The organism is Teichococcus aerophilus (assembly GCF_014490485.1).
Classification (GTDB): Bacteria; Pseudomonadota; Alphaproteobacteria; order Acetobacterales; family Acetobacteraceae; genus Pseudoroseomonas; species Pseudoroseomonas aerophila.
In genome coordinates this window covers 1-18,329 of the sequence record NZ_JACTVA010000074.1, presented here as the reverse complement: position 1 = coordinate 18,329, position 18,329 = coordinate 1, and the positions used below count along the sequence as shown (strand labels likewise).

Below are 18,329 nucleotides of genomic sequence, written 5' to 3'. Positions count from 1 at the left end.
TCCCCTGCATTCCCTCAACCCGCAGCCGGAAGATCCCGATCCCTTATGACAAGGTGCTCTACCGGCAGCGCCATCGCGTCGAAAACATGTTCGGCCGTATCAAGGACTGGCGCCGCGTCGCCATGCGCTACGACCGCTGCGCCCACACGTTCTTCTCCTCCATCTGCCTCGCAGCCACCGTCCTCTTCTGGATCAATGAGTCCTGAGCCTAGAGGCTGTTATGGACCTTTGGGCAGGTAATGATCAGGCTGTGGGGCATGAGTGCCCGCAATCCGTACCCCTCTGACGTTTCCGATGATGAATGGGCGCTGGCAGCGCCCTTCTGTAATCGGGTCGGTCGACGGCCGAATGGGGCGTCGTCTCGCGGGTGCCTCTCTTCTGTTCGTGGTCGGCATCACGCCGCCACAGGCTACGGTCAGGAAGGCTGGGCAGGTCAATCTAGCAAGCGAGCTCAGCGAATGCTGGCACGGAGGCTGTTGCGACCTCATCCGGCCTCGTCCCCTCGACGGGACTTCGAGTGCTGGCCTGTCGGAAAGGCGTCGGTGGACTATACCGCGATGACCTCCCGGCTCCAGCAGATCCCAGTGCCATCGCGCCGCATCCGGTGCAGCACCACGGCCAGCTTGCGGGCGACGGCAACCTTGGCTCGGCGCATGCCCGCGCGTCTGGCGACAGCGAGGCACCAGGCCTTAAGCGCGGACCACTTGCCTGTGCGGGTCAGCAGCACGTTCGCGGCCTCATAAAGGGCCTGTCGTGCCAGGCTATAGCCCTGCTTGCTGACGTGCCCGACGTGATCGGTCTCGCCCGACTGGTAGCGTCTCGGCGTCAGGCCAAAGTGAGCGCCGACGGCTCGCGAGCGGCCGAACCGCGTTGGATCATCGACGGCGGAACAGAAGGTCCGTGCCGTCCAACAATCCTTAGTGCCGGACGGGATGAGAAATCCCCCGGCGTTCACAGGGAACCCCGGGGGCGGAAATAGCAGCGAGATGGGTAGTTACCGACCTGCAGCTTTGGCAGCTGCTTCGATCCAGGTCGGCATGTTCTGATAGCCGTTGTCGTTCACCCAATCGTACGTATTATAAATTTGACTGAGCGGTACGTTTTTGCCGCTGTACTCTGCGGTCCAGTGGTCGAGTGGATTTTTGCCTTGGGCGTCCTTCCCGAGCTGCGGGTCTCTCACGTTATGAATGTCGATAGCCAAGATGCCCTTACCCAAAACATGGCTACGCATTATCTCATGGCGTACCCAAGGCCGATTAAAGGTTTCCGTACCAAACAGTACCACTGTTACCGAGGTTCCGGTAAGTTGCGCTTCGATCCATTTCTCGATGCCGCCCGCTCTCTTCTTCACTTCTTCAAATTCAGCTTTGTCGTAAAAGGGCGGCGCCTCACCGCCAGGGCGTACGACCCATGAATTGCGGACCTGCACGATGCGGCGAACATCACGTGAGTAGTGGAAGCTAAAGAAGACCCGACGAGCCATCCGCCTACTTCCTTGCCTTTATCGCGGCTTTCACCCAGTCCTCGATATTTTCAGTGATATGCTCATAGACAAAGGTGCTGGTCTTGTAAGGCGGGTCGTAAACAGTCCCAACCACGTCATGACCATCAACTTTTAGCCCAGCGAACGGATTTGATCCCTTTTCCGACTGCTCGCCGGCGGCGTCTTTAAGGTTATGTATGTGGATCGCCATTACGCCGAGACCCTTCTCCCACGCTTTCTTGATCTCGTATTTAACCCAGCGCCGACCGGCCGTTTTTGTGCCAACAAGCACAATTAAGCACTCTTTGTTATTCATGTTCCTGTCGATCCAACTCTCGACGGCCGTATCGCCTTCTTTTTTTATCTCTTCCCATTTATTAGCGGTAAGAATCGGCTGTTCGTCGATTGATCCGATATTTTTTACTTGCTGTACTCTCCAATTGTCCGGCTTGTAGTGGAAGCTAAGGAAGCATTGCTTGTTCGCCAAAACGAAACCCCTTCGTAAAAATTTTGATCCGAGCTTGCGTAAAATTAACAGGAATGCAACGATTGTCTACAGTGAGGCGCAGCCGGCGCAACTCAATTTAGCAAGCGAGCATAGAATGGCTCTCTACGAGGTCCTATTAATTGGGTCGCCCAGCGCAGTCCAAACGGAGGCTCTCACCACACAACTTGAAGATGTCGCCAAGATATTTTCGTTAGAGATGCCTAGAGATATAGCGATCCGCAACGCCGCTGACGTAACAAGCAGAAATCCTAAGGCGGCAACCGTGGCACTCTATTTCGGAGGCGACCCAAACGCCGATGCGAAAATCGTGGACCAGCTCGAAGCGGCAAAGGTGCCGATAGTACCTGTGGTTGAAAAAGGTGCATCGGTCACTGATGTGGTGCCGGCCGAGATTGCGCATACGAATGCCTGCTTACTTGAAGCGAACGACGCCACCTTGGAAGCGCTTGCGTCGGTCACGTTAGAAGCATTGGGCCTTCTACATCGCCAACGCCGAATTTTCATTAGCTACAGGCGCAGCGACGCGCGGGAGGCAGCTCTTCAGTTACACGATGAGTTGTCCAGTCGGGGATTCGATGTCTTCCTTGATACGCATGACATCCGTCCCGCCGTCTCCTTTCAAGAAATGCTGTGGCATCGCCTTTCAGACTGTGACGTAACCGTCATGTTAGACACTAAAGATTACTTTGGAAGTAAATGGACCGCCGAAGAGCTTGGACGTTCCCAAGCCTTAGGTATTCAGATATTAAGGGTGGTCTGGCCGGACCACAGCGGCTCGCGGCATCTGTCCCTTAGCGATACTGTGACACTAAGTAATTCTGATCTAGACGCCGGGAAAAAGCTCCAACCTGAACTTTTGTCCACTATCGCTAGACGTGCTGAGGCACTGCGTAGTCGGAGCATCGCCACTCGTCATCTCGACTTGGTTGGTCGTCTAAAGAGTGAGGTGACGCGTATTGGTGGCCGCTTCGAAGGCATTGGGGCTTATCGCTCAGTAAGCTTGACCCTTCCCAGGGGGCGGTCGCTTGAGGCCTATCCTATGGTAGGGGTGCCGACGGCAGAGATGTTGAATGACATTCAGGCCAAAGCTGGAAAGGCAGGCCATGGTAGGTTCCCATGCCTGGTTTACAATCATATTGGCATACGTCCTGCGTGGCTCGAACATCTACAGTGGCTCGACGCTCAAATTTCTTCCGTGCGGACTTTAAAAGTTTCGGATGCAGGTTGGGAACTAGTGGGATGGGATCAATGAAGCAGTACCGGTCTATCTTTCTCTCTGCAGGCGTCCCAGATCCGACGGCGAAGCATTTCATGGGCGAAGGCGATACCGCCGCGATTTCAGCTTTGGTGAGCGCGTTACTATTCGTTGCGCTGGGGCGGCGTCCTATAGTTTGGGGCGGGCACCCAGCGATAACCCCTATGATGTGGGCCTACGCCGAGGCTCTTAACGTCGATTATGGAAAGTGGGTGACGCTCTACCAAAGCGAGTTTTTTAGGGATGATTTCCCCGAGGAAAATGCGCGCTTCGGGAACGTGATCGTGACGGAAGCTGTCCAAGGGAATCGGGAACTAAGCTTGGAGATAATGCGGCATCGCATGCTTTCCGAAAGCTCTTTTGACGCAGCCATCTTTGCGGGGGGTATGAGAGGGATATTCGATGAATACCACTTGGTAGCAAAGTTGGCTTCTCGCGCAGCCATCCTGCCCATCGTCTCAACCGGGGGCGCGGCGGCAGCGCTTGGTGCCGAGATCAAAGCAGATAGCGAACTCAACGATGAATTAGATTATGTTGCCTTGTTGTTTAACCGACTATCAATCGATCCAAGCGAACCCAGAGGAGGACCTGGCTTCTGATGTGGTGAGGAACATTCTCTTGAACCCCTCTCTCTTGGAAGAATGTAGCAACCCTGCGCACCCTTTCCATCTCTCTGCTGGGCGAGTTGGCTCTGCAAACGGGTACCAAAACAGCTTCGGCACTGCACGCCCTTTCCAGTCGTGCGGCCGTCTATGCCACTCGGGCGCGGGGAGGGCACCTAGCGGGCGTACCGTAATGCTTGGCGTGCCTACGTGGCCTGGGCACTAACCTCGGCCGCGAACCGCTTGGCGCCGATCCCGACACGGTGGTCGCCATGTACGCAGTGCGCCTGGCCGGTGACGGCCGCTCCGTCGCCACCCTGCGGGTGCACATGGCCGCCATCAAGGCTATTCATAGCTGTAGTACATCACTCTATGGCGCCGGTGTCTGCAACATCGAGTCAATCTACCTTGTTCCAAGAGGCAGCGTGTCGAAAGATCGTCGTTGAGGCCAGATGGTCGATACCCGCACCCCTGAGCAGCGCCGTCGTATCATGCAGGCGGTCAAGACCGAACATACCGGTCCAGAATGGATCGTGAGGCGGTGGTTGCATGCGCATGGCTATCGTTATCGCCTGCATTCGCGAGACCTCCCCGGTCGCCCCGATATCGTCTTTCCGGGTCGAAGAGTGGCAGTTTTCGTCCACGGGTGCTTCTGGCACAGCCACGACTGCGCCAAGGGTCGCGCCCCGAAATCGCGCCTGGACTATTGGGGGCCGAAGCTGGAAGCAAACCGCCGACGCGATGCCCTAAAAAGGGCCGAGCTCGAGGCGCTGGGTTGGACGGTCCTAACCGTTTGGCAGTGCGAGACGACGGATCCCACAATGCTCGCGGCCAAGTTGACGTCGACCTTGGACGCAACCGAATCCCGATCGACGCGCCCTCGAAAATCGGCTATCGTCGCGTCGAACAGTTAGCGAACGAAGAGTAGTGCGCGTGAGACCTATCGGGATCGATTTATTTGCTGGGGCCGGAGGTCTCTCGCTCGGCTTCGAGCAGGCCGGCTTCGACGTCGTGGCGGCGGTTGAAGTCGACCCCGTGCATTGCGCCGTCCACAAGTTCAATTTTCCCGAGACCGCGGTCATTCCCCGGTCGGTCGTCGGCTTGTCCGCGGCGGAGATCCGCCTGGCGGCCGGCATCGGCGACCGGTCCATCGACTGTGTGTTCGGCGGTCCGCCCTGTCAGGGTTTTTCGCTCATCGGGCAGCGTGCGCTCGAAGACCCTCGCAATAGCCTAGTGCTTGAGTTCGTGCGGCTTGTTGCCGAGCTCGATGCTAAAACTTTTGTCTTCGAAAACGTCAAAGGACTGACGGTCGGCAAGCACAGAGCCTTCCTGGCGGAGCTGGTACAAGCCTTCGAGAAGGCGGGCTACAGCATCCGGCTTCCTTGGTCCGTCCTGGATGCGGCGAGCTACGGCACTCCGCAGCATCGGCAACGTTTGATCTTGATGGGCGCAAAACAGGGGCGGAAGATCCCCGATTACCCGATACCGACGACCGATGCCGCCGACACGCGCAAGCCGATTCCGGGCCTGCCGCGCGGCCCCAGTTGCGCCGAAGCGCTCGGCGACCTCCCGAATGCCGACCGCTTTGCCGGCCTTATCGAAAGCGACAGCGTACGTACGTCGGCTTTCAATCAACCGTCTGCCTATGCTGCCGAACTGCGGTGCTTGACGAACGATGCCTGGCATTATGGCTACGTGCGGGAGTGGCAACCGGGCTTTCTCACTTCTAGTGCCAGAACCGCCCATTCCGATATTTCTCGTCGGCGCTTCGCTGAAACTAAGCCGGGCGCGGTCGAGCCGATCAGCCGCTTCTTCAAATTGGCGCCGGAGGGGCTTTCGAACACACTGCGAGCCGGCACCGACGGCGCGCGAGGGGCATTCACCAGCCCCCGCCCCATTCACTTTCTGTATCCTCGCTGTATTACCGTGCGCGAGATGGCACGCCTTCACGGTTTTCCCGATTGGTTCAGGCTGCAAGCCACCAAGTGGCACGGTGCGCGGCAGATCGGCAACGCTGTGCCTGCTCCGCTCGCCAGAGCTATCGGCCGAGCGATTATGACGGCGTTAGGCGTTAAACCGAGCCGTCCGAAGAAGGTTCTGGCGTTGGGTGATCCGAGCCTGCTCTACATGGAAATGTCGGAAGCTGCCGAGCACTTCGGTGTGGCGCGGCCGAGCAGCAGGCGCGACCGGAAAAGCGGCGCCAAAAAGCGGAAGCAGCACGAGATCGAGGCAGCACGCATCCATTTGAGGCTGGTCCATGGCTAAGCCGGAGAAAGCGCGGAACCGCTACCTAGTCTTAATCGAACACATCTTTTTCGACCACTGGAAGGAAGGCGAAACGCAGTTCGAGTTCGCGCGGGACGAGATCGAAGCCGTCGCATCCCAGCTGGCGATCAAGCTGCCGAAGAACCTCGGAGATATTACCTATTCTCTGCGCTATCGGATCGGCTTTCCGGAACGCATCTTGGCCACGCAGCCCGAAGGCCTGGAATGGGTCATCGAAGGGGCAGGGCGAGCGCGCTATCGCTTCCGCCTGGTGAGGATAACGCGTATTCGGCCGAGGGAAGATCTCGCATGGACCGCGATCCCCGATGCGACGCCCGAGCTGATCCGCGCCTACGCTCTCGACGACGAGCAAGCCCTTCTGGCGATCGTGCGCTATAACCGCCTGATCGATACTTTTCTGGGGCTGACGACCTACAGCCTGCAGAACCATCTGCGCACTACGGTCAAAGGAATCGGGCAGATCGAGATCGATGAGCTGTATGTCGGCCTCGACAAGCACGGTTGCCACTATGTCATTCCCGTGCAAGCGAAGGGCGGGAAAGACCAAATCGGCGTCGTGCAAACCACCCAGGATATTCGCTTTGTCGAAGAGCGATTCGACGGCATGCGCTGCCGGGCAATCTCGGCGCAGTTTATGGACGAGGGGGTCGTCGCCCTTTTCGAACTAACCATCCAAGACGACCAGGTTAAGGTCGTAGAGGAGAGGCATTACAAGCTAGTCCCGGCGTCCGAGCTCGACCGAGAGGCCATTCGAGACTACCGATCCTAACGGGCCGCAGCGAAGCAGCCGGTGCGCACGCTTGGAAAGTCCGACGTTGTCTGCGACGTCACATGGTCAGCAAAGCGGCGACGACGGAAGAAGGCGAAGGGCAGCGGCTGAGCCTGCGTCAGAGCGCACCTTCTCGACCTCATCCTGCGTGAACCTCTCCCGGTGCAGTCGTAAAGCTTGATAGTGCGGGAGCTTTCATGTGCCACCATCGCCTAGATATGCGGCGATGCCAGCGGCCCGGAAGGTGTGGCAGCTGATCGGCGTGGCGATGCCGGCAGCGGCAGCGCGACGGCGCACCATCCGCCAGGCATCGGTCTGCGCCATGGGCAAGGTGGACAGCGCATCGCCGCGTCCCTTCGCCGAGCGGAAGAGCCAGCCTCTGCGATCCTCGCCGATGCCGGCGGCCTGCAGATAGGCATGCACCGCTTCCGCCAGGGTATGGTGACAGGGCATGACATGATGCTTGCCGCCCTTCTCATGTAGCCGCAGCACCCAGCCGGCGCCCTGCGGGCGGATATCCTCCACGCGCAGCGCCAGCGCCGCGCCAATCCGCGCCAAGGAATAGCTCAGCACCGCGATCAGCGCCCGGTCGCGCAGGTCCCGGACTTTTTCCCGCGGGATCGCCGCCATCAGGCGCCGCCATTCGCCGGCTTCCAGCGCCGGGGCCTTGCCAATGCGGACCACATGCTTCGGACCGCGCACCGATGCAGCAGGATTAACGGGCAGGATCTGGCCGGCGACCAGCCAGTCGCAGAGCATGCGCACCGCCGCCAGCTGCTGCTTCACGCTGGGCGCCGCTACAGTCTGCTGCAGCTGCTCGACCCAGGCCGCTACGTGAAAAGGCCGGATATCGACCGGATCCAGATTCTGCTGTTCGCACCAGGAGAAGAAGGTACTGCAGGCGCGTGCATAGGCGCGCCGCGTATTCGGATTTCGGATATTCGCTGTGAAGAATTCCATGTAGTGCCCGGCAGCCCGGTCGCCGGTCTGCGCGATCGAAACGGGAACAGGTAGCGACGCCGGCGGCGTCTGGATCGGCCCGCGCGGGGCAAGGTCGTTCATGCCGGTGCCGGCCGGTTCTGCATCAGGCCGCGCGAAGCGCCTGCAGACGCCGCTCCTGAAAGGCGGCAGCCGCTTCATCCCAGGCGGCGGTGACCGGGGCGAGGGGACGTACCATCATCAGCGTGGGGGCGATGCGGCCGCGATAGTAGTCGCCCTCCATCACCGCGAGCCAGCCGCCGGTATTCTGAGCGCGCAGCGCCTCGGCGACAGGAACGAGTTCGGCGTCCGAGGGATCGGAGTACCGGCCGACCGAGACATGGCGACCGTCCTCTCCGAGCACGATCCAGCGTCGTTCGCGCACCATTGGAGGCTCCTTCCGGCTGAGGCTGTGGGTCCCAGCTTAGCGGGCTTCTTACGCATGATAAAGGGCATTTATCATGCGTGAAGGTGCTGTCGACTACCCTGCCAAGGCTGTCGCCATTCCAACCCGGAACGGGCTGTGAGGCCCTTGCAGCAGTCGCGGCGTGGGGCTTAGCTATGCATGCCGCCTGCGATGCCAGCTACCTCATCTTGTAGAGCGGCAGTGCCTAGTGAAAGTCCCGGCTTCCCGGCATCCTGACCGGCCGTCGTGACCCCGGATCCGGCCGCCGCACCTCATCGGCTCGCCCCAGCGCCGCATCGCCCCAAGGCAGCCCCGCCTGCCGATGCATCAGCCCGTCCAGCAGGTCGGTGCGGTCGGCCAGGCGCTTGCAAATCAGGTGGGTGATCGGCACCTCGGCCCGCTCCGTCTCCCGCTCGATTGTCGCCTCCACCAGCATCAGCCGGGCGCCGAGCAGTGCCGCCCGATCCCGCGCGCCAACATCCGCCCAGACCACCAGATTGGCCGTGCCGTGCTCGTCCTCGACGGTGATGAACACCACCCCCTTGGCGGTGCCCGGCCGCTGCCGCATCAGCACCAGCCCGGCCAGCTTGACCCGCTGGCCCACCGGCATCCGGGCGATGTCGCGCGTATCGGCGCAGCCCAGCGCCTGCAGCTGCGGCCGCAGCAGCGTCAGCGGATGCTGACCCAGCGTCAGCCCGGTCGCCGTGTAATCCAGCACCACCCGCTCGCCGTCGCTTTCCGCCGGCAGCTCCGGCGCGGGCTCGCGCAACAGCGGCGGTTCGCCGACGGCGGCCTGCGCCGCCGCTAGCCGCAGCAGCGGAAAGGCATCATCGCGTTCCACCCCCTGCGCCGCCCAGACCGCGGCGCGCCGGTTGGTGCCCAGGCTGCGAAAGGCGTCCGCCTGCGCCAGCGCCTCCATCGCCTTGCGGCCAATGCCGGCGCGGCGCACCACTTCCTCCGGCGAGGCAAAGGGCGAGCCATTGCCGCCGCTGCGCGCCTTGACGACCTGCTGGCCATCCTGCGCCGACAGGCCGCTGGCCAGGCGCAGGCCGAGCCGCAGCGCATAGCCCTCGGCGCTCTCCCGCTCCGCCTCCAGCGAGCAGTCCCAGTCGCTGGCATTCACATCCAGCGGACGGACCTGCACGCCATGCTCGCGCGCGTCGCGGACGATCTGCGCCGGCGCGTAGAAGCCCATTGGCTGGCTGTTCAGCAGCGCCGCGGCGAACACCGTCGGATGGTGGCATTTCAGCCAGGACGAGGCATAGGCCAGGTGGGCAAAGGAGGCGGCATGGCTTTCCGGAAAGCCGTAGGAGCCAAACCCCTCGATCTGCTTGAACACGCGCTCGGCCAGCTCCGGGTCGTAGCCGCGGCGGACCATGCCGCCGATCAGCCGCTCGCGGTACTCGCCGACGCCCTGGGTGTGCTTGAAGGTCGCCATCGCCCGGCGCAGCTTGTCGGCCTCCTCCGGCGAGAAGTCGGCGGCGACCATGGCCACCCGCATCGCCTGCTCCTGGAACAGCGGCACGCCGAGCGTGCGCTTGAGCACGTCCTTCAGCTCGTCCGGATAGCCGATGCCCACGCCGGGGGAGGGATAGACCGGCTTCTCCTCACCCCAGCGGCGGCGCAGGTAGGGATGCACCATGTCGCCCTGGATCGGCCCGGGGCGGATGATCGCCACCTGGATCACCAGGTCGTAGAAGCGCTCCGGCCGCAGCCGCGGCAGCATGTTCATCTGCGCCCGGCTTTCCACCTGGAACACGCCCAGGCTGTCCGCCCGGCGCAGCATGGCATAGGTGGAAGGGCAGTCCTTTGGCACCTCGGCCAGGCCCAGCTCCATGCGGTGGTGCTGGCGCAGCAGGGCAAAACCCCGGCGCAGGCAGGACAGCATGCCCAGCGCCAGCACATCGACCTTCAGCAGGCCGAGCGCGTCGATATCGTCCTTGTCCCATTCCAGCACCGTGCGGCCTTCCATGGCGGCATTGCCGACCACCGCCATCTCGGTCAGCGGCCCGCGGCTCATGACAAAGCCGCCGACATGGGTGGCCAGGTGGCGCGGGAAATCCTGGATTTCCTCCGCTAGTTCCAACGCCAGGCCGAGGCGGTGGTCCGTGGGATCCAGCCCCTCTGAGGCTGCAACCTCGGCCAGGCTGCTGTCGCGCCCGGGCCCCCAGCTGCCCTTGGCCAGCTTGCCGGTGATGTCCTCCGACAGCCCCAGCACCTTGCCGACCTCGCGCACCGCCGAGCGGGCCCGATAGCGGATCACCGTGCCGGCGATCGCCGCCCGCTCGCGGCCGTAGCGCTCGTAGATGTGCTGGATCACCTCCTCGCGCCGCTCATGCTCGAAATCGACATCGATGTCGGGTGGCTCGTTGCGGTTGGCCGATACAAAGCGCTCGAACAGCAGGTCGTGCTTGGAGGGATCGACCGCGGTGATGCCGAGCACGTAGCAGCAGGTCGAATTGGCCGCCGAGCCGCGTCCCTGGCAGAGGATGCCCTCGGTGCGGGCAAAGCGGACGATCTCATGCACCGTGAGGAAGTAGGCGGCGTATTGCAGCTGCTCGATCAGCGCCAGCTCATGCTCGATGCGGCGCTGGATGTCGTCCGGCACGCCGAGCGGCCAGCGCTCCAGCGCGGCCGCCATCACCCGGTCGGTCAGCGTCTGCTGCGGCGTGCGGCCGGGCTCGAGGATCTCGTCCGGATACTCATGCCGCAGCTGGTCGAGCGAGAAGCCCTGGCCGGCCTCCAGCACCTGCAGGGTGCTGTGCAGCGCCTCCGGATAGCGGGCAAACCGTCGCGCCATCCGGGCGGGGCTGTGCAGCGAGCGCTCGCCATTCGGCTCGGCGGCGTGGCCGAGGGTCTCGACGGTGCGGCCGAGGCGGATGGCGCTTAGCACATCGGCCAGGCGCCGGCGGCCGCGGTGGTGGTAGCGCACGTCGCCGGAGGCCAGCAGGGCTGCCCCGGCCGCCTCCGCCGCCGTGGCGAGGTGCTCGAGGCGCTGCTGGTCGGCGCCATCGAGGCGGCACCAGACGCCGCAGAACAGCGGCAGCGCCAGCCGGGAGCGCAGCGCCGCCGCATCCTGGCGCAGCCGCGCGGCAAAGGCCGCATCGGGGCGTACCGCCGGCATCAGCGCCAGGCACCAGCCGCTGGCATGCTCGATCAGCTCCTCGCGGCTGAGCGCGCACTCGCCTTTCGGCGAGCGCATGCGACCCAGGGAGAGCAACGACGTCAACCGGCCATAGCTGGCCCGGTCGGTCGGCCAGGCCAGGTACTCGGCGCCGTCCACCAGCTGCAGCCGGGCGCCGACGAGAAAGGGCAGGCCAATCTCCTTGGCGGCGACATGGCCGCGCACCACGCCGGCGAGGCTGTTCGCGTCGCAGATCCCGATGCCGGCATGACCGAGCGCTTTGGCGGCGGCTACCAGCTCGGCCGGGTGCGAGGCGCCATCGAGCAGGGAGAAATTGGAGCGGGCGCCAAGCTCCGCATAGGCGGGCGGCATGGCTCAGCCACGGACGCGAGGGCAGGGCCGTACCGAAGGGAAGGAGCCCAGCAGTTGGAGAGGCCTAAACACGGCGTCAGCCGGCGCTGTGCGGTGGTGCGGGGCGCCGGCGCATCAGCACGAAGCCGGCGAGCTTGAGATGCTCCATCAAGCGCTCCGCGGCGAGGCTGGCCACCATCTGGCCACCGGTCGGCCGCGGCTTGCCCCGGGCGTCGTAGCGCAGCGCGTAGGACAGCGCCTCGGTGATCTCGTCCGGGGTCGCGGCGATGAGCTCAGCGGAAGGCAGGGCGGGCAGTTCTGACAGGGAGGGCGGGGCGACCATGGGCGTGACCCTATCAAGGAAAACGAACAAATCAAGAACGATTCGCGCGGCACCCCCGTTGCAAGTCCTGCTCGGCCACGTCCTCTTCGTCACAGCTTCGAGCGGGCGGATAGGATTAAGTTGACGACAGAATTCCTAGCGTGTACCCGTTATGTTCACGTGCAGGGAAGGAACAAACATGCTCACCCGGTTGGCTTCCAGAGCAGCCTATGTCCGCCTGCACGCTCGCATCAAAGCCCGGGACACCTGCGGGCTGGGAAAGCCCGGGCTGCTAGGGTCCTCGCCTAGCTGCCAGCCGATCAGGCGAGTCGCCAGGCCGGTCGGAATGGCGTCCACCCGTCCACGATAGAGATAGTCCATGCTGATGCCTGTGAGATCGCACAGCACCATCATGGCCCGCTCAGAGGGCAGGTTGTCGCCGCGCTCCCAGTTCAGATAGCGGGTTCGCCCGACTGACAGTTTTTTTGCCATCCCGCCGGGGTCCAGACCCAACTCAGCCCGGACCGCCTTGAGGCGATCGGCCACCAGTAATTCCAGCGTTGAGGCCATGACCCGCTTGCTCCCCGTTCCTCGACAGAGATGTGCCGTTTCGGCAGATATTCTGCAAGATGGTGCAGGGTGGCGAGCCGGGAATAGGGGGCGCCGCGGCCGCCTTCTCGGTCTGCGGCGCAGGAATAAGCACCCCATGACCTGCATCGAGATCTCGCCCCCGGACCCCCTTCGGGTGGGCGAGGGGCGACCCGCCGCCGCACATCCCCCAGCCCCCCGGCCGGGCGGCGGCGGGCGCCTGACATCCCTCCCGACCTGCTTCGCCTGGCTGAACGCCGGCACAGCCCCTGGCTTGAAAGGCTGACCATGGCGCGCGTTGCCACCACCGAACGACTGATGGTCCGCACCGTATCGGACCCCGGATTCCTGGACCTGCCGGAGAGGGTGCAGTTCCTCTGGTACCGCCTGCTCAGCTACGCGCTGGGGGCGCACGAAAAGGGGCGCATTCGGTTCTCTGGGTTATCCGGTTCGGTTTCCGCTGCGGTTTCCAGACAGGTACCGATGACGGAAACCGAAGTGGAAACCGCACTGGCAACCCTGGAACGTCTCGGCTGGCTGGAACGCGACGAGGAGACGCAGAGTCTCTGGATGCCCGGTGCGCGGGCCGGCGCCGCTCGCGCCGAGGCGGCCCGGATCAACGGCAGCAAAGGCGGCAAGCCCCGCAAGGGAGAAACCCGGGAGGAGGCGCGGGAGCGCCGCGAGGATCTGCGCCGGCGGCAGGGCCACCTGATGATGGGCATTCCCGGCGGCGCTGCGGAAACCCACGGAACCCACCACGAACCCAGCGAGGAAAGCTCGTGCGCGGTACCTACTACTACCTCTCTTCAAGAACTGAGTTGTAGTAGTACCGCGCGCGAGCACGACGACGTGGCATCCCTGGCGGTGGAACTGGCGCAGCTGGCCCGGCTGGACGCCCGGCGCTTTGATCTGCAGCCCGTGCAGGCGTGGCTTGAGGCCGGCGCCAGTGCCGCTCTGCTGCGCCAGGTGGTGCAGCGGGTCGCCAGCCGCGGCAGCTACGCACCGGAGCGGGTGAATGGCTGGGGCTATTTTACCCAGGCCCTGCGAGAAGCCTTGTCCACCACGACCGCGCCGGTGACGCGGGCCCCCATCGTGCGTCCCGCCGGCCCGAGTGGCCGGGAGCGAGGTTACGCCCGGCAGTATCTCGATCTGCTCAACGACAACCGCCCCGGCAGCGAGCAGGAGCGCTCCCGCCAGGAGAGCTTCATGCGCAACTATGCGCCGGCCGCCTGGAAGCTGGTGCAGGAAGCGCTGCGCCAGGATGCCGCGTAGGTCGTCGATGACCGGTCACGCAGCAATTCGCTTTGCGGTCCCGGCCGCCTGTGTATGTTGGCGCTGCGCCGAAGGGGGCTCCGGCGCAGGAGATGACGATGGCGGCCAAGGCCGTTGTGACTGTGACTGCGCCGGACAGCGACGATGCTGTTCCGGTATCCCGCACCACGCTGACCCTGCCGGTCGGCGCCAGGCCCCGGCCTGAGAAACCCGCGGAGGTGGTGGTGTTCCAAGAAGCCCGGGCGGATTTGCCCCGCCCCTATGTCACCAGCGATGCCGCTGCTGCCGAGGCCAGGAAGGTGGCCCTGCATCAGCGCGAATGGGAATCCCGCGTCCGCGCGCGCACCATCCTGCGACAGTGGCGCGCGGGCGATCCAGGTGCTGGCGGGCAGGCCATGCTGGCGCGGCCGCACAAGGACGTGCCGGTGGCCTTTCTGTCGCCCGACACGCTGGAAGCGGCGCTGACGCGTCGTTTCGCCGACAGCCACCTGATCGACCGCATGTGGGACAATGGCCAGTTGAACGACGGGCAGTATGCCGCCGCCAACAAGCTGCTGCAGCTTTGCGACGATGCCGGCATGCTGGCCTCGAAAGTCGCCATGCTGGGCCGCGTTGGCACCGGCTACGTCGAGATGAGCGATGGCATGGCCGCCGCCTGGTACGAATGGCACCGCTGCATGCGACTGGTCGGCCAACCGGCCGATGAGATGCTGAGCCAGCTCTGCCACGGCACCCTGGCCATCCGTGGCCAGGGCCAGCGGGCGCAGGCGATGCGCGACGGACTGCACCGGCTGGCCCGGCGCTGGGGCATCGATACGGCTTGACGCTCCGGCAGCGAAAACGATAAGCCTTTCGCACCGCCCTAGCTGCGCCCGGATCCTGATGGTTCCGGGCGCTTCGCGTTTCAGGCTCCTGGAATGCCGGCGGTCCACCGGAACATCCTGCCATGACCCCTTTACTGAGCGCGCCTGAGGGCGCCTCCCGGGGCGCGCGACCCTTCGCCTCCGCCGAGGATGCGTGGCACTGGACCATGGCCGCCCTGATGGCGCGGCGCGATGGTACCAGGCCCGTCCTCGCGGCCGCACGGGTCGCGCGCCCCTGCCAGCCGGACGAGGTGGTGCGCTGCCTCGACCGGCTGTACCGCCAGCGGCGCATCGACCTCGGCCATGTGCGTGTGCTGCGCCGCTGGGGGGAACGCCAGGCGGCCCCGGATCCGCTGCGCCATTCACGCGATTATCCGCTCTGGCGCGAGGCGATCCGCCGCCTAAACTGGCCGCTCCAGGTGCGCGGCATCGTCGCGACGCCGACGCCGGAGCCACAGGTGCAGGCTATCCCTGGCGCCCCGCATCACTCACCGCTTTGCCTTTTCTCGGCCAGCTCCTGATCCAGAAATGCCTGCATGCTCCGGAAGGCGCGGTCCTCTTCCAGGCACAAAGCCCTCCACTCCAGCGGGTCTGACCTCAGCCAGAGCGTCGCGGCATACGCCTCGACATTCCTGCGTGCCGACCGCCAGGCCTCGAACAAGCCCTTCCAGTGCTGCCGCAGGCTGTGATGCAGCTTCAGTTCAGGCGATAGGACCAAGGTCAGGGCCGTGCTGACGGCGCTTGCGATGGCGAGCGAATCGTCATCCCACCGGACCGGAACGCGCCATTCCGGCGACGTCTGCCTTGGATCAGGGAGTGCGAGGACTTCGGAGGTGCCGCTGACGGTTCCAGATCCCAGGATCGGATGGTTGACCCGATCCCCTTCCTGAAATGGGCAGTTCTCGTTGGTCGCCTCATCCATGCACACCCCCTTTCAATAAGTTCCTGGTCCAAAGTTCACAGCAATGAACCTACGGTCAGGTTCTCCAAGGCTGAACATTTCGTCAAACGGACGTTTGGAAGTGTTCAGCGCCCAGCACCTGCGACTGGCGGCTGGAATGGCCCACAAAGCCCGGTCACATAGGCTGTGAGCCGCGGACGGCGCTGCGGTTGCGGTGTGCTCGTAGAGCCAGGCAGGGCGCCAGCGGCTTTCAGCTGCGACGGTATGCGGAGCGCTTTAGCGTTGCTCCCGCTGCGAAGGCGTGACGAATGGCGCTACCCTGGACCCTAGCCTCCACCAACCTGCGCTACGCAGCCTCCCAGGGCCTCGCCAGGGCGGCGCAGGAGCCGTGACCCTGCCCAGGGACACCTGGACCTGCCCTAAGCGGCTACAACCCTCCCTGGATGGCCCCAGCGACCTGGCTGGCCGGCACCCCCCCCAGGGGGGTCTGATCCCAGGCAGTGAGGTGGGGGCCCCGCCGCTAGTGGGGCCACCCAGAGATTCTTGAACGTCCCTCGCGGGGCCGGAAAAACGTTAAGGTCTTGGGCTACAGGTTGGTGGCTCCGACCTTAATCTACTCCATTGAACTAAAATGATAAATCAGATGAGGGCCGCGACCTCGGATCTCAGAACCGGCGCCAGAAATGCTAAGCGATGTTAAGGTCGTGCGGCCCCTGTCGTGACTGCCTCTGGAGCAGACTGCGGGCCCCTCGACGCCCCCCCCCGGGAGGGGGAGGCCAATCTCTGCAGCCCCCGAGGGGGGATCACCGCTTAGGGGGCCCAGGCACAGAATTTTCCCCGAGCTTTGATTTCCAATAATCAAATTATTCAAACGATGCTGTGAAATACATGGCGGATTGATACTGGATCATGGGTCCTCTTTGGCTCATCTCACTTTCTGGAGGAATGAGCTAGAAATCCTCCTCTCCTCAACTCCACCGTTCTTCCATGCGGGTGGCGTTGCAGAACAGCGTATGGACGAGACGCTTTCATGTGCGCTATGTAATGTAACCAAAGGTGACCGGTTGCTGCCGCATGTCACTACTTCTGGGGGGGGAATCTATGCCGACTCAAAGCTTCCTGTCAGTGTATCAGCTTAATTCTCAGAATGTTGTTGTTGGATCAGCAACAAGTATCAATGTAGACAGCGGAGAAAATACCAATCTGACGTCGGGCGATATCGTCACAATGGAACGCAGCGGACAGAATTTCACGTTCGAATTCCAATATTCGAGCGGAGATGGTTTTGTTGCCACTCTTACGGCCGGATCTTTCCCACCCGGGGATTATTGGTTCACCAACACTCCTCAACCAAACGGCACCATTCCGGAGAATAACGGGAATTCTTATTATCTTTGTTTTCTTGAAGGGACATTGATTGCGACGCCGTCTGGCCAGGTGTGCGTCGAGACGCTGCGCATCGGAGACACTATTCTCACCCAGGACGGAAAAGTCGTGCCAGTGCGCTGGCTGGGTCGAAGGGCTGTATTCTCGCGCTTTGCTCCCCCGGTCCAGGCCTATCCTATCCGCATTCGCCAGGGTGCCCTCAGCGAGAATATACCAGCCCGCGATCTCTATCTTTCGCCTGGCCACGCGCTGTTGGTAGACGGCGTCCTCTGCCAAGCTGGGGCGCTGGTAAACGGTACGTCGATCACGCGGGTGAGCGAGCCGGACGAGCAGTTCACCTATTGGCATATCGAGACTGAAGACCACACCCTTATCATGGCGGAAGGCGCCCCAGCCGAGACATTCGTCGACAATGTGACGCGCCGTCGCTTCGACAATTTCGCCGAGTATCAGGCGGTGTTCCCGGAGGAGCGGGCGATCGCGGAACTGGACTATCCCCGTGCTTTGTCGGCTCGCCAAGTGCCGCCTGCGATCCGGGTGAGGCTCGCCGAGCGAGCGGAGACGCTGGGGTTTACCAAAGCGCTTGCGGCCTGAGACGCTCCAGCCGCAACAGCTGCCCGCTCCATCGCCGGGGCGGGCAGCTTGCCCATCCTCAATCGAACCGATGAGCGGCGCCATCAAGGGTGTCACGATCGAGCGCCTGCACTACGACAGCCACGACGACTCCCGGCGCCTCCTCGGAAATTTCCTTGAGACTACAATTCGCCCAACGCCTGGACGGTTGCGGGGCCGCACACCTTACGAACTCACCGTGCAACGCATGGACCAGAGAGTCGCCAGCGCCGCATGCAGAATCTGCACCATCGAATGCCGGGACCCAACATCGTCGGTCTTGTCTTCCGGACTCCGCCAACCCAGCCAAGATCCTTAGTCATACCAGTGTTTTGCAACTACAATGCTTTATCGGCCGACTTCACAAGGCTGAGTAATTTCGGGCGGACTTAGGCTGGTCATCTTCACGCTCGATTGTTAAATCGCGGGGGCTAATGACATGGATGCTGGGCTCCGAAAGCATCTCAAAGACAGCGAGAAAAGAGCGTCCGAAGGACAAGTCGAAGACGCTATCAAGATGGTGCAGGCCATCCTCGCCGTCACCCAGGAAGCCCTCCGCTTCATGGCCGATCTGCGCCTCCGCCTAGGGGATCGCGCGGCGGCTGAGGTTGCCCTTCGACAAG

General features: G+C 63.2%; 19 protein-coding genes and 1 pseudogene. 11 read left to right on the top strand and 9 right to left on the bottom strand.

All coding sequences use genetic code 11. From position 1 onward, the window contains the following. The coding region (locus IBL26_RS23535) for a transposase (protein ID WP_187786953.1) at positions 1 to 206 on the top strand (206 nt) is incomplete at its 5' end. Positions 207 to 547: 341 nt separating this feature from the next. On the opposite strand, the pseudogene IBL26_RS23530 reads toward IBL26_RS23535, so the two are convergent. The 3 genes and pseudogenes from IBL26_RS23530 to IBL26_RS23520 form a co-directional block, all read right to left on the bottom strand. Next, a pseudogene (locus tag IBL26_RS23530) lies at positions 548 to 904 on the bottom strand (transposase); the annotation flags it as partial. A gap of 90 nt (positions 905 to 994) precedes the next feature. Beyond that, positions 995 to 1,483, bottom strand: a complete 489-nt coding sequence (locus tag IBL26_RS23525; RefSeq protein ID WP_187786951.1) for a TIR domain-containing protein — start codon at positions 1,481 to 1,483, stop codon at positions 995 to 997. A gap of 4 nt (positions 1,484 to 1,487) precedes the next feature. Then, the gene (locus IBL26_RS23520) at positions 1,488 to 1,970 is read right to left on the bottom strand and encodes a TIR domain-containing protein (protein ID WP_187786950.1); all 483 of its coding nucleotides are present in this window, start codon (positions 1,968 to 1,970) and stop codon (positions 1,488 to 1,490) included. On the opposite strand from IBL26_RS23520, the gene IBL26_RS23515 reads away from it, so the two are divergent. The 5 genes from IBL26_RS23515 to IBL26_RS23495 all read left to right on the top strand — a co-directional run bounded on the left by IBL26_RS23515 (position 1,960) and on the right by IBL26_RS23495 (position 6,903). Next, positions 1,960 to 3,243, top strand: a complete 1,284-nt coding sequence (locus IBL26_RS23515) for a toll/interleukin-1 receptor domain-containing protein (RefSeq protein ID WP_206684299.1) — start codon at positions 1,960 to 1,962, stop codon at positions 3,241 to 3,243. The two genes, IBL26_RS23520 and IBL26_RS23515, sit on opposite strands and share 11 nt — an antisense overlap. Then, positions 3,240 to 3,845, top strand: a complete 606-nt coding sequence (locus tag IBL26_RS23510) for an SLOG domain-containing protein (protein ID WP_187786949.1) — start codon at positions 3,240 to 3,242, stop codon at positions 3,843 to 3,845. Before IBL26_RS23515 ends, IBL26_RS23510 begins: the two co-directional genes overlap by 4 nt. A 455-nt stretch (positions 3,846 to 4,300) precedes the next feature. After that, the gene (locus tag IBL26_RS23505; RefSeq protein WP_187786948.1) at positions 4,301 to 4,762 is read left to right on the top strand and encodes a very short patch repair endonuclease; all 462 of its coding nucleotides are present in this window, start codon (positions 4,301 to 4,303) and stop codon (positions 4,760 to 4,762) included. 19 nt (positions 4,763 to 4,781) lie between these two features. After that, positions 4,782 to 6,113 carry a DNA cytosine methyltransferase gene (locus IBL26_RS23500; protein ID WP_187786947.1) on the top strand — a complete coding sequence of 444 codons (1,332 nt, stop codon included), beginning with the start codon at positions 4,782 to 4,784 and terminating at the stop codon, positions 6,111 to 6,113. Next, positions 6,106 to 6,903, top strand: coding sequence for an endonuclease (locus tag IBL26_RS23495; protein ID WP_187786946.1), 798 nt, complete (start codon positions 6,106 to 6,108; stop codon positions 6,901 to 6,903). Before IBL26_RS23500 ends, IBL26_RS23495 begins: the two co-directional genes overlap by 8 nt. Before the next feature lie 195 nt (positions 6,904 to 7,098). Here IBL26_RS23495 and IBL26_RS23490 read toward each other — a convergent pair whose 3' ends face one another. From IBL26_RS23490 to IBL26_RS23470, 5 genes are all read right to left on the bottom strand, one after another. Then, positions 7,099 to 8,043: a tyrosine-type recombinase/integrase gene (locus tag IBL26_RS23490; RefSeq protein WP_206684298.1), complete on the bottom strand. Its 945-nt coding sequence runs from the start codon at positions 8,041 to 8,043 to the stop codon at positions 7,099 to 7,101. Further along, positions 7,988 to 8,269, bottom strand: a complete 282-nt coding sequence (locus IBL26_RS23485; RefSeq protein ID WP_187786945.1) for a hypothetical protein — start codon at positions 8,267 to 8,269, stop codon at positions 7,988 to 7,990. Before IBL26_RS23485 ends, IBL26_RS23490 begins: the two co-directional genes overlap by 56 nt. Before the next feature lie 223 nt (positions 8,270 to 8,492). Then, positions 8,493 to 11,783, bottom strand: a complete 3,291-nt coding sequence (locus tag IBL26_RS23480) for an error-prone DNA polymerase (RefSeq protein ID WP_187786944.1) — start codon at positions 11,781 to 11,783, stop codon at positions 8,493 to 8,495. 76 nt (positions 11,784 to 11,859) lie between these two features. Further along, a complete protein-coding gene (locus tag IBL26_RS23475; RefSeq protein WP_187786943.1) occupies positions 11,860 to 12,105 on the bottom strand; it encodes a hypothetical protein in 246 nt (81 codons plus the stop codon). Between the two features lie 207 nt (positions 12,106 to 12,312). Continuing rightward, a complete protein-coding gene (locus IBL26_RS23470; RefSeq protein WP_187786942.1) occupies positions 12,313 to 12,654 on the bottom strand; it encodes a helix-turn-helix transcriptional regulator in 342 nt (113 codons plus the stop codon). A gap of 306 nt (positions 12,655 to 12,960) precedes the next feature. Here IBL26_RS23470 and IBL26_RS23465 point away from each other — a divergent pair, with 306 nt between their 5' ends. From IBL26_RS23465 to IBL26_RS23455, 3 genes are all read left to right on the top strand, one after another. Further along, the gene (locus IBL26_RS23465; RefSeq protein ID WP_187786941.1) at positions 12,961 to 13,944 is read left to right on the top strand and encodes a hypothetical protein; all 984 of its coding nucleotides are present in this window, start codon (positions 12,961 to 12,963) and stop codon (positions 13,942 to 13,944) included. A 98-nt stretch (positions 13,945 to 14,042) separates the two neighbouring features. Continuing rightward, positions 14,043 to 14,768, top strand: coding sequence for a hypothetical protein (locus IBL26_RS23460; RefSeq protein ID WP_187786940.1), 726 nt, complete (start codon positions 14,043 to 14,045; stop codon positions 14,766 to 14,768). A 122-nt stretch (positions 14,769 to 14,890) separates the two neighbouring features. Further along, on the top strand, positions 14,891 to 15,328 hold the full coding sequence (locus IBL26_RS23455; RefSeq protein ID WP_187786939.1) for a hypothetical protein: 438 nt from the start codon (positions 14,891 to 14,893) through the stop codon (positions 15,326 to 15,328). On the opposite strand, the gene IBL26_RS23450 is transcribed toward IBL26_RS23455, so the two are convergent. Then, positions 15,292 to 15,729: a hypothetical protein gene (locus tag IBL26_RS23450; RefSeq protein WP_187786938.1), complete on the bottom strand. Its 438-nt coding sequence runs from the start codon at positions 15,727 to 15,729 to the stop codon at positions 15,292 to 15,294. The genes IBL26_RS23455 and IBL26_RS23450 overlap by 37 nt on opposite strands. A 1,080-nt stretch (positions 15,730 to 16,809) precedes the next feature. On the opposite strand from IBL26_RS23450, the gene IBL26_RS23445 reads away from it, so the two are divergent. Together IBL26_RS23445 and IBL26_RS25575 are read left to right on the top strand one after the other, a co-directional pair. Further along, complete coding sequence (locus IBL26_RS23445; RefSeq protein WP_187786937.1) at positions 16,810 to 17,688, top strand: Hint domain-containing protein; 879 nt, start codon at positions 16,810 to 16,812, stop codon at positions 17,686 to 17,688. A 457-nt stretch (positions 17,689 to 18,145) separates the two neighbouring features. Then, the coding region (locus IBL26_RS25575) for a hypothetical protein (protein ID WP_206684297.1) at positions 18,146 to 18,329 on the top strand (184 nt) is incomplete at its 3' end.

Coding starts and splice junctions, on each gene's coding strand:
- IBL26_RS23505 (WP_187786948.1), top strand. CDS start 4,301: ATGGTCGATACCCGCACCCCTGAGCAGCGCCGTCGTATCATGCAGGCG.
- IBL26_RS23460 (WP_187786940.1), top strand. CDS start 14,043: ATGGCGGCCAAGGCCGTTGTGACTGTGACTGCGCCGGACAGCGACGAT.
- IBL26_RS23455 (WP_187786939.1), top strand. CDS start 14,891: ATGACCCCTTTACTGAGCGCGCCTGAGGGCGCCTCCCGGGGCGCGCGA.
- IBL26_RS23510 (WP_187786949.1), top strand. CDS start 3,240: ATGAAGCAGTACCGGTCTATCTTTCTCTCTGCAGGCGTCCCAGATCCG.
- IBL26_RS23495 (WP_187786946.1), top strand. CDS start 6,106: ATGGCTAAGCCGGAGAAAGCGCGGAACCGCTACCTAGTCTTAATCGAA.
- IBL26_RS23465 (WP_187786941.1), top strand. CDS start 12,961: ATGGCGCGCGTTGCCACCACCGAACGACTGATGGTCCGCACCGTATCG.
- IBL26_RS23475 (WP_187786943.1), bottom strand. CDS start 12,105: ATGGTCGCCCCGCCCTCCCTGTCAGAACTGCCCGCCCTGCCTTCCGCT.
- IBL26_RS23490 (WP_206684298.1), bottom strand. CDS start 8,043: ATGAAGCGGCTGCCGCCTTTCAGGAGCGGCGTCTGCAGGCGCTTCGCG.
- IBL26_RS23485 (WP_187786945.1), bottom strand. CDS start 8,269: ATGGTGCGCGAACGACGCTGGATCGTGCTCGGAGAGGACGGTCGCCAT.
- IBL26_RS23480 (WP_187786944.1), bottom strand. CDS start 11,783: ATGCCGCCCGCCTATGCGGAGCTTGGCGCCCGCTCCAATTTCTCCCTG.
- IBL26_RS23450 (WP_187786938.1), bottom strand. CDS start 15,729: ATGGATGAGGCGACCAACGAGAACTGCCCATTTCAGGAAGGGGATCGG.
- IBL26_RS23470 (WP_187786942.1), bottom strand. CDS start 12,654: ATGGCCTCAACGCTGGAATTACTGGTGGCCGATCGCCTCAAGGCGGTC.
- IBL26_RS23525 (WP_187786951.1), bottom strand. CDS start 1,483: ATGGCTCGTCGGGTCTTCTTTAGCTTCCACTACTCACGTGATGTTCGC.
- IBL26_RS23445 (WP_187786937.1), top strand. CDS start 16,810: ATGCCGACTCAAAGCTTCCTGTCAGTGTATCAGCTTAATTCTCAGAAT.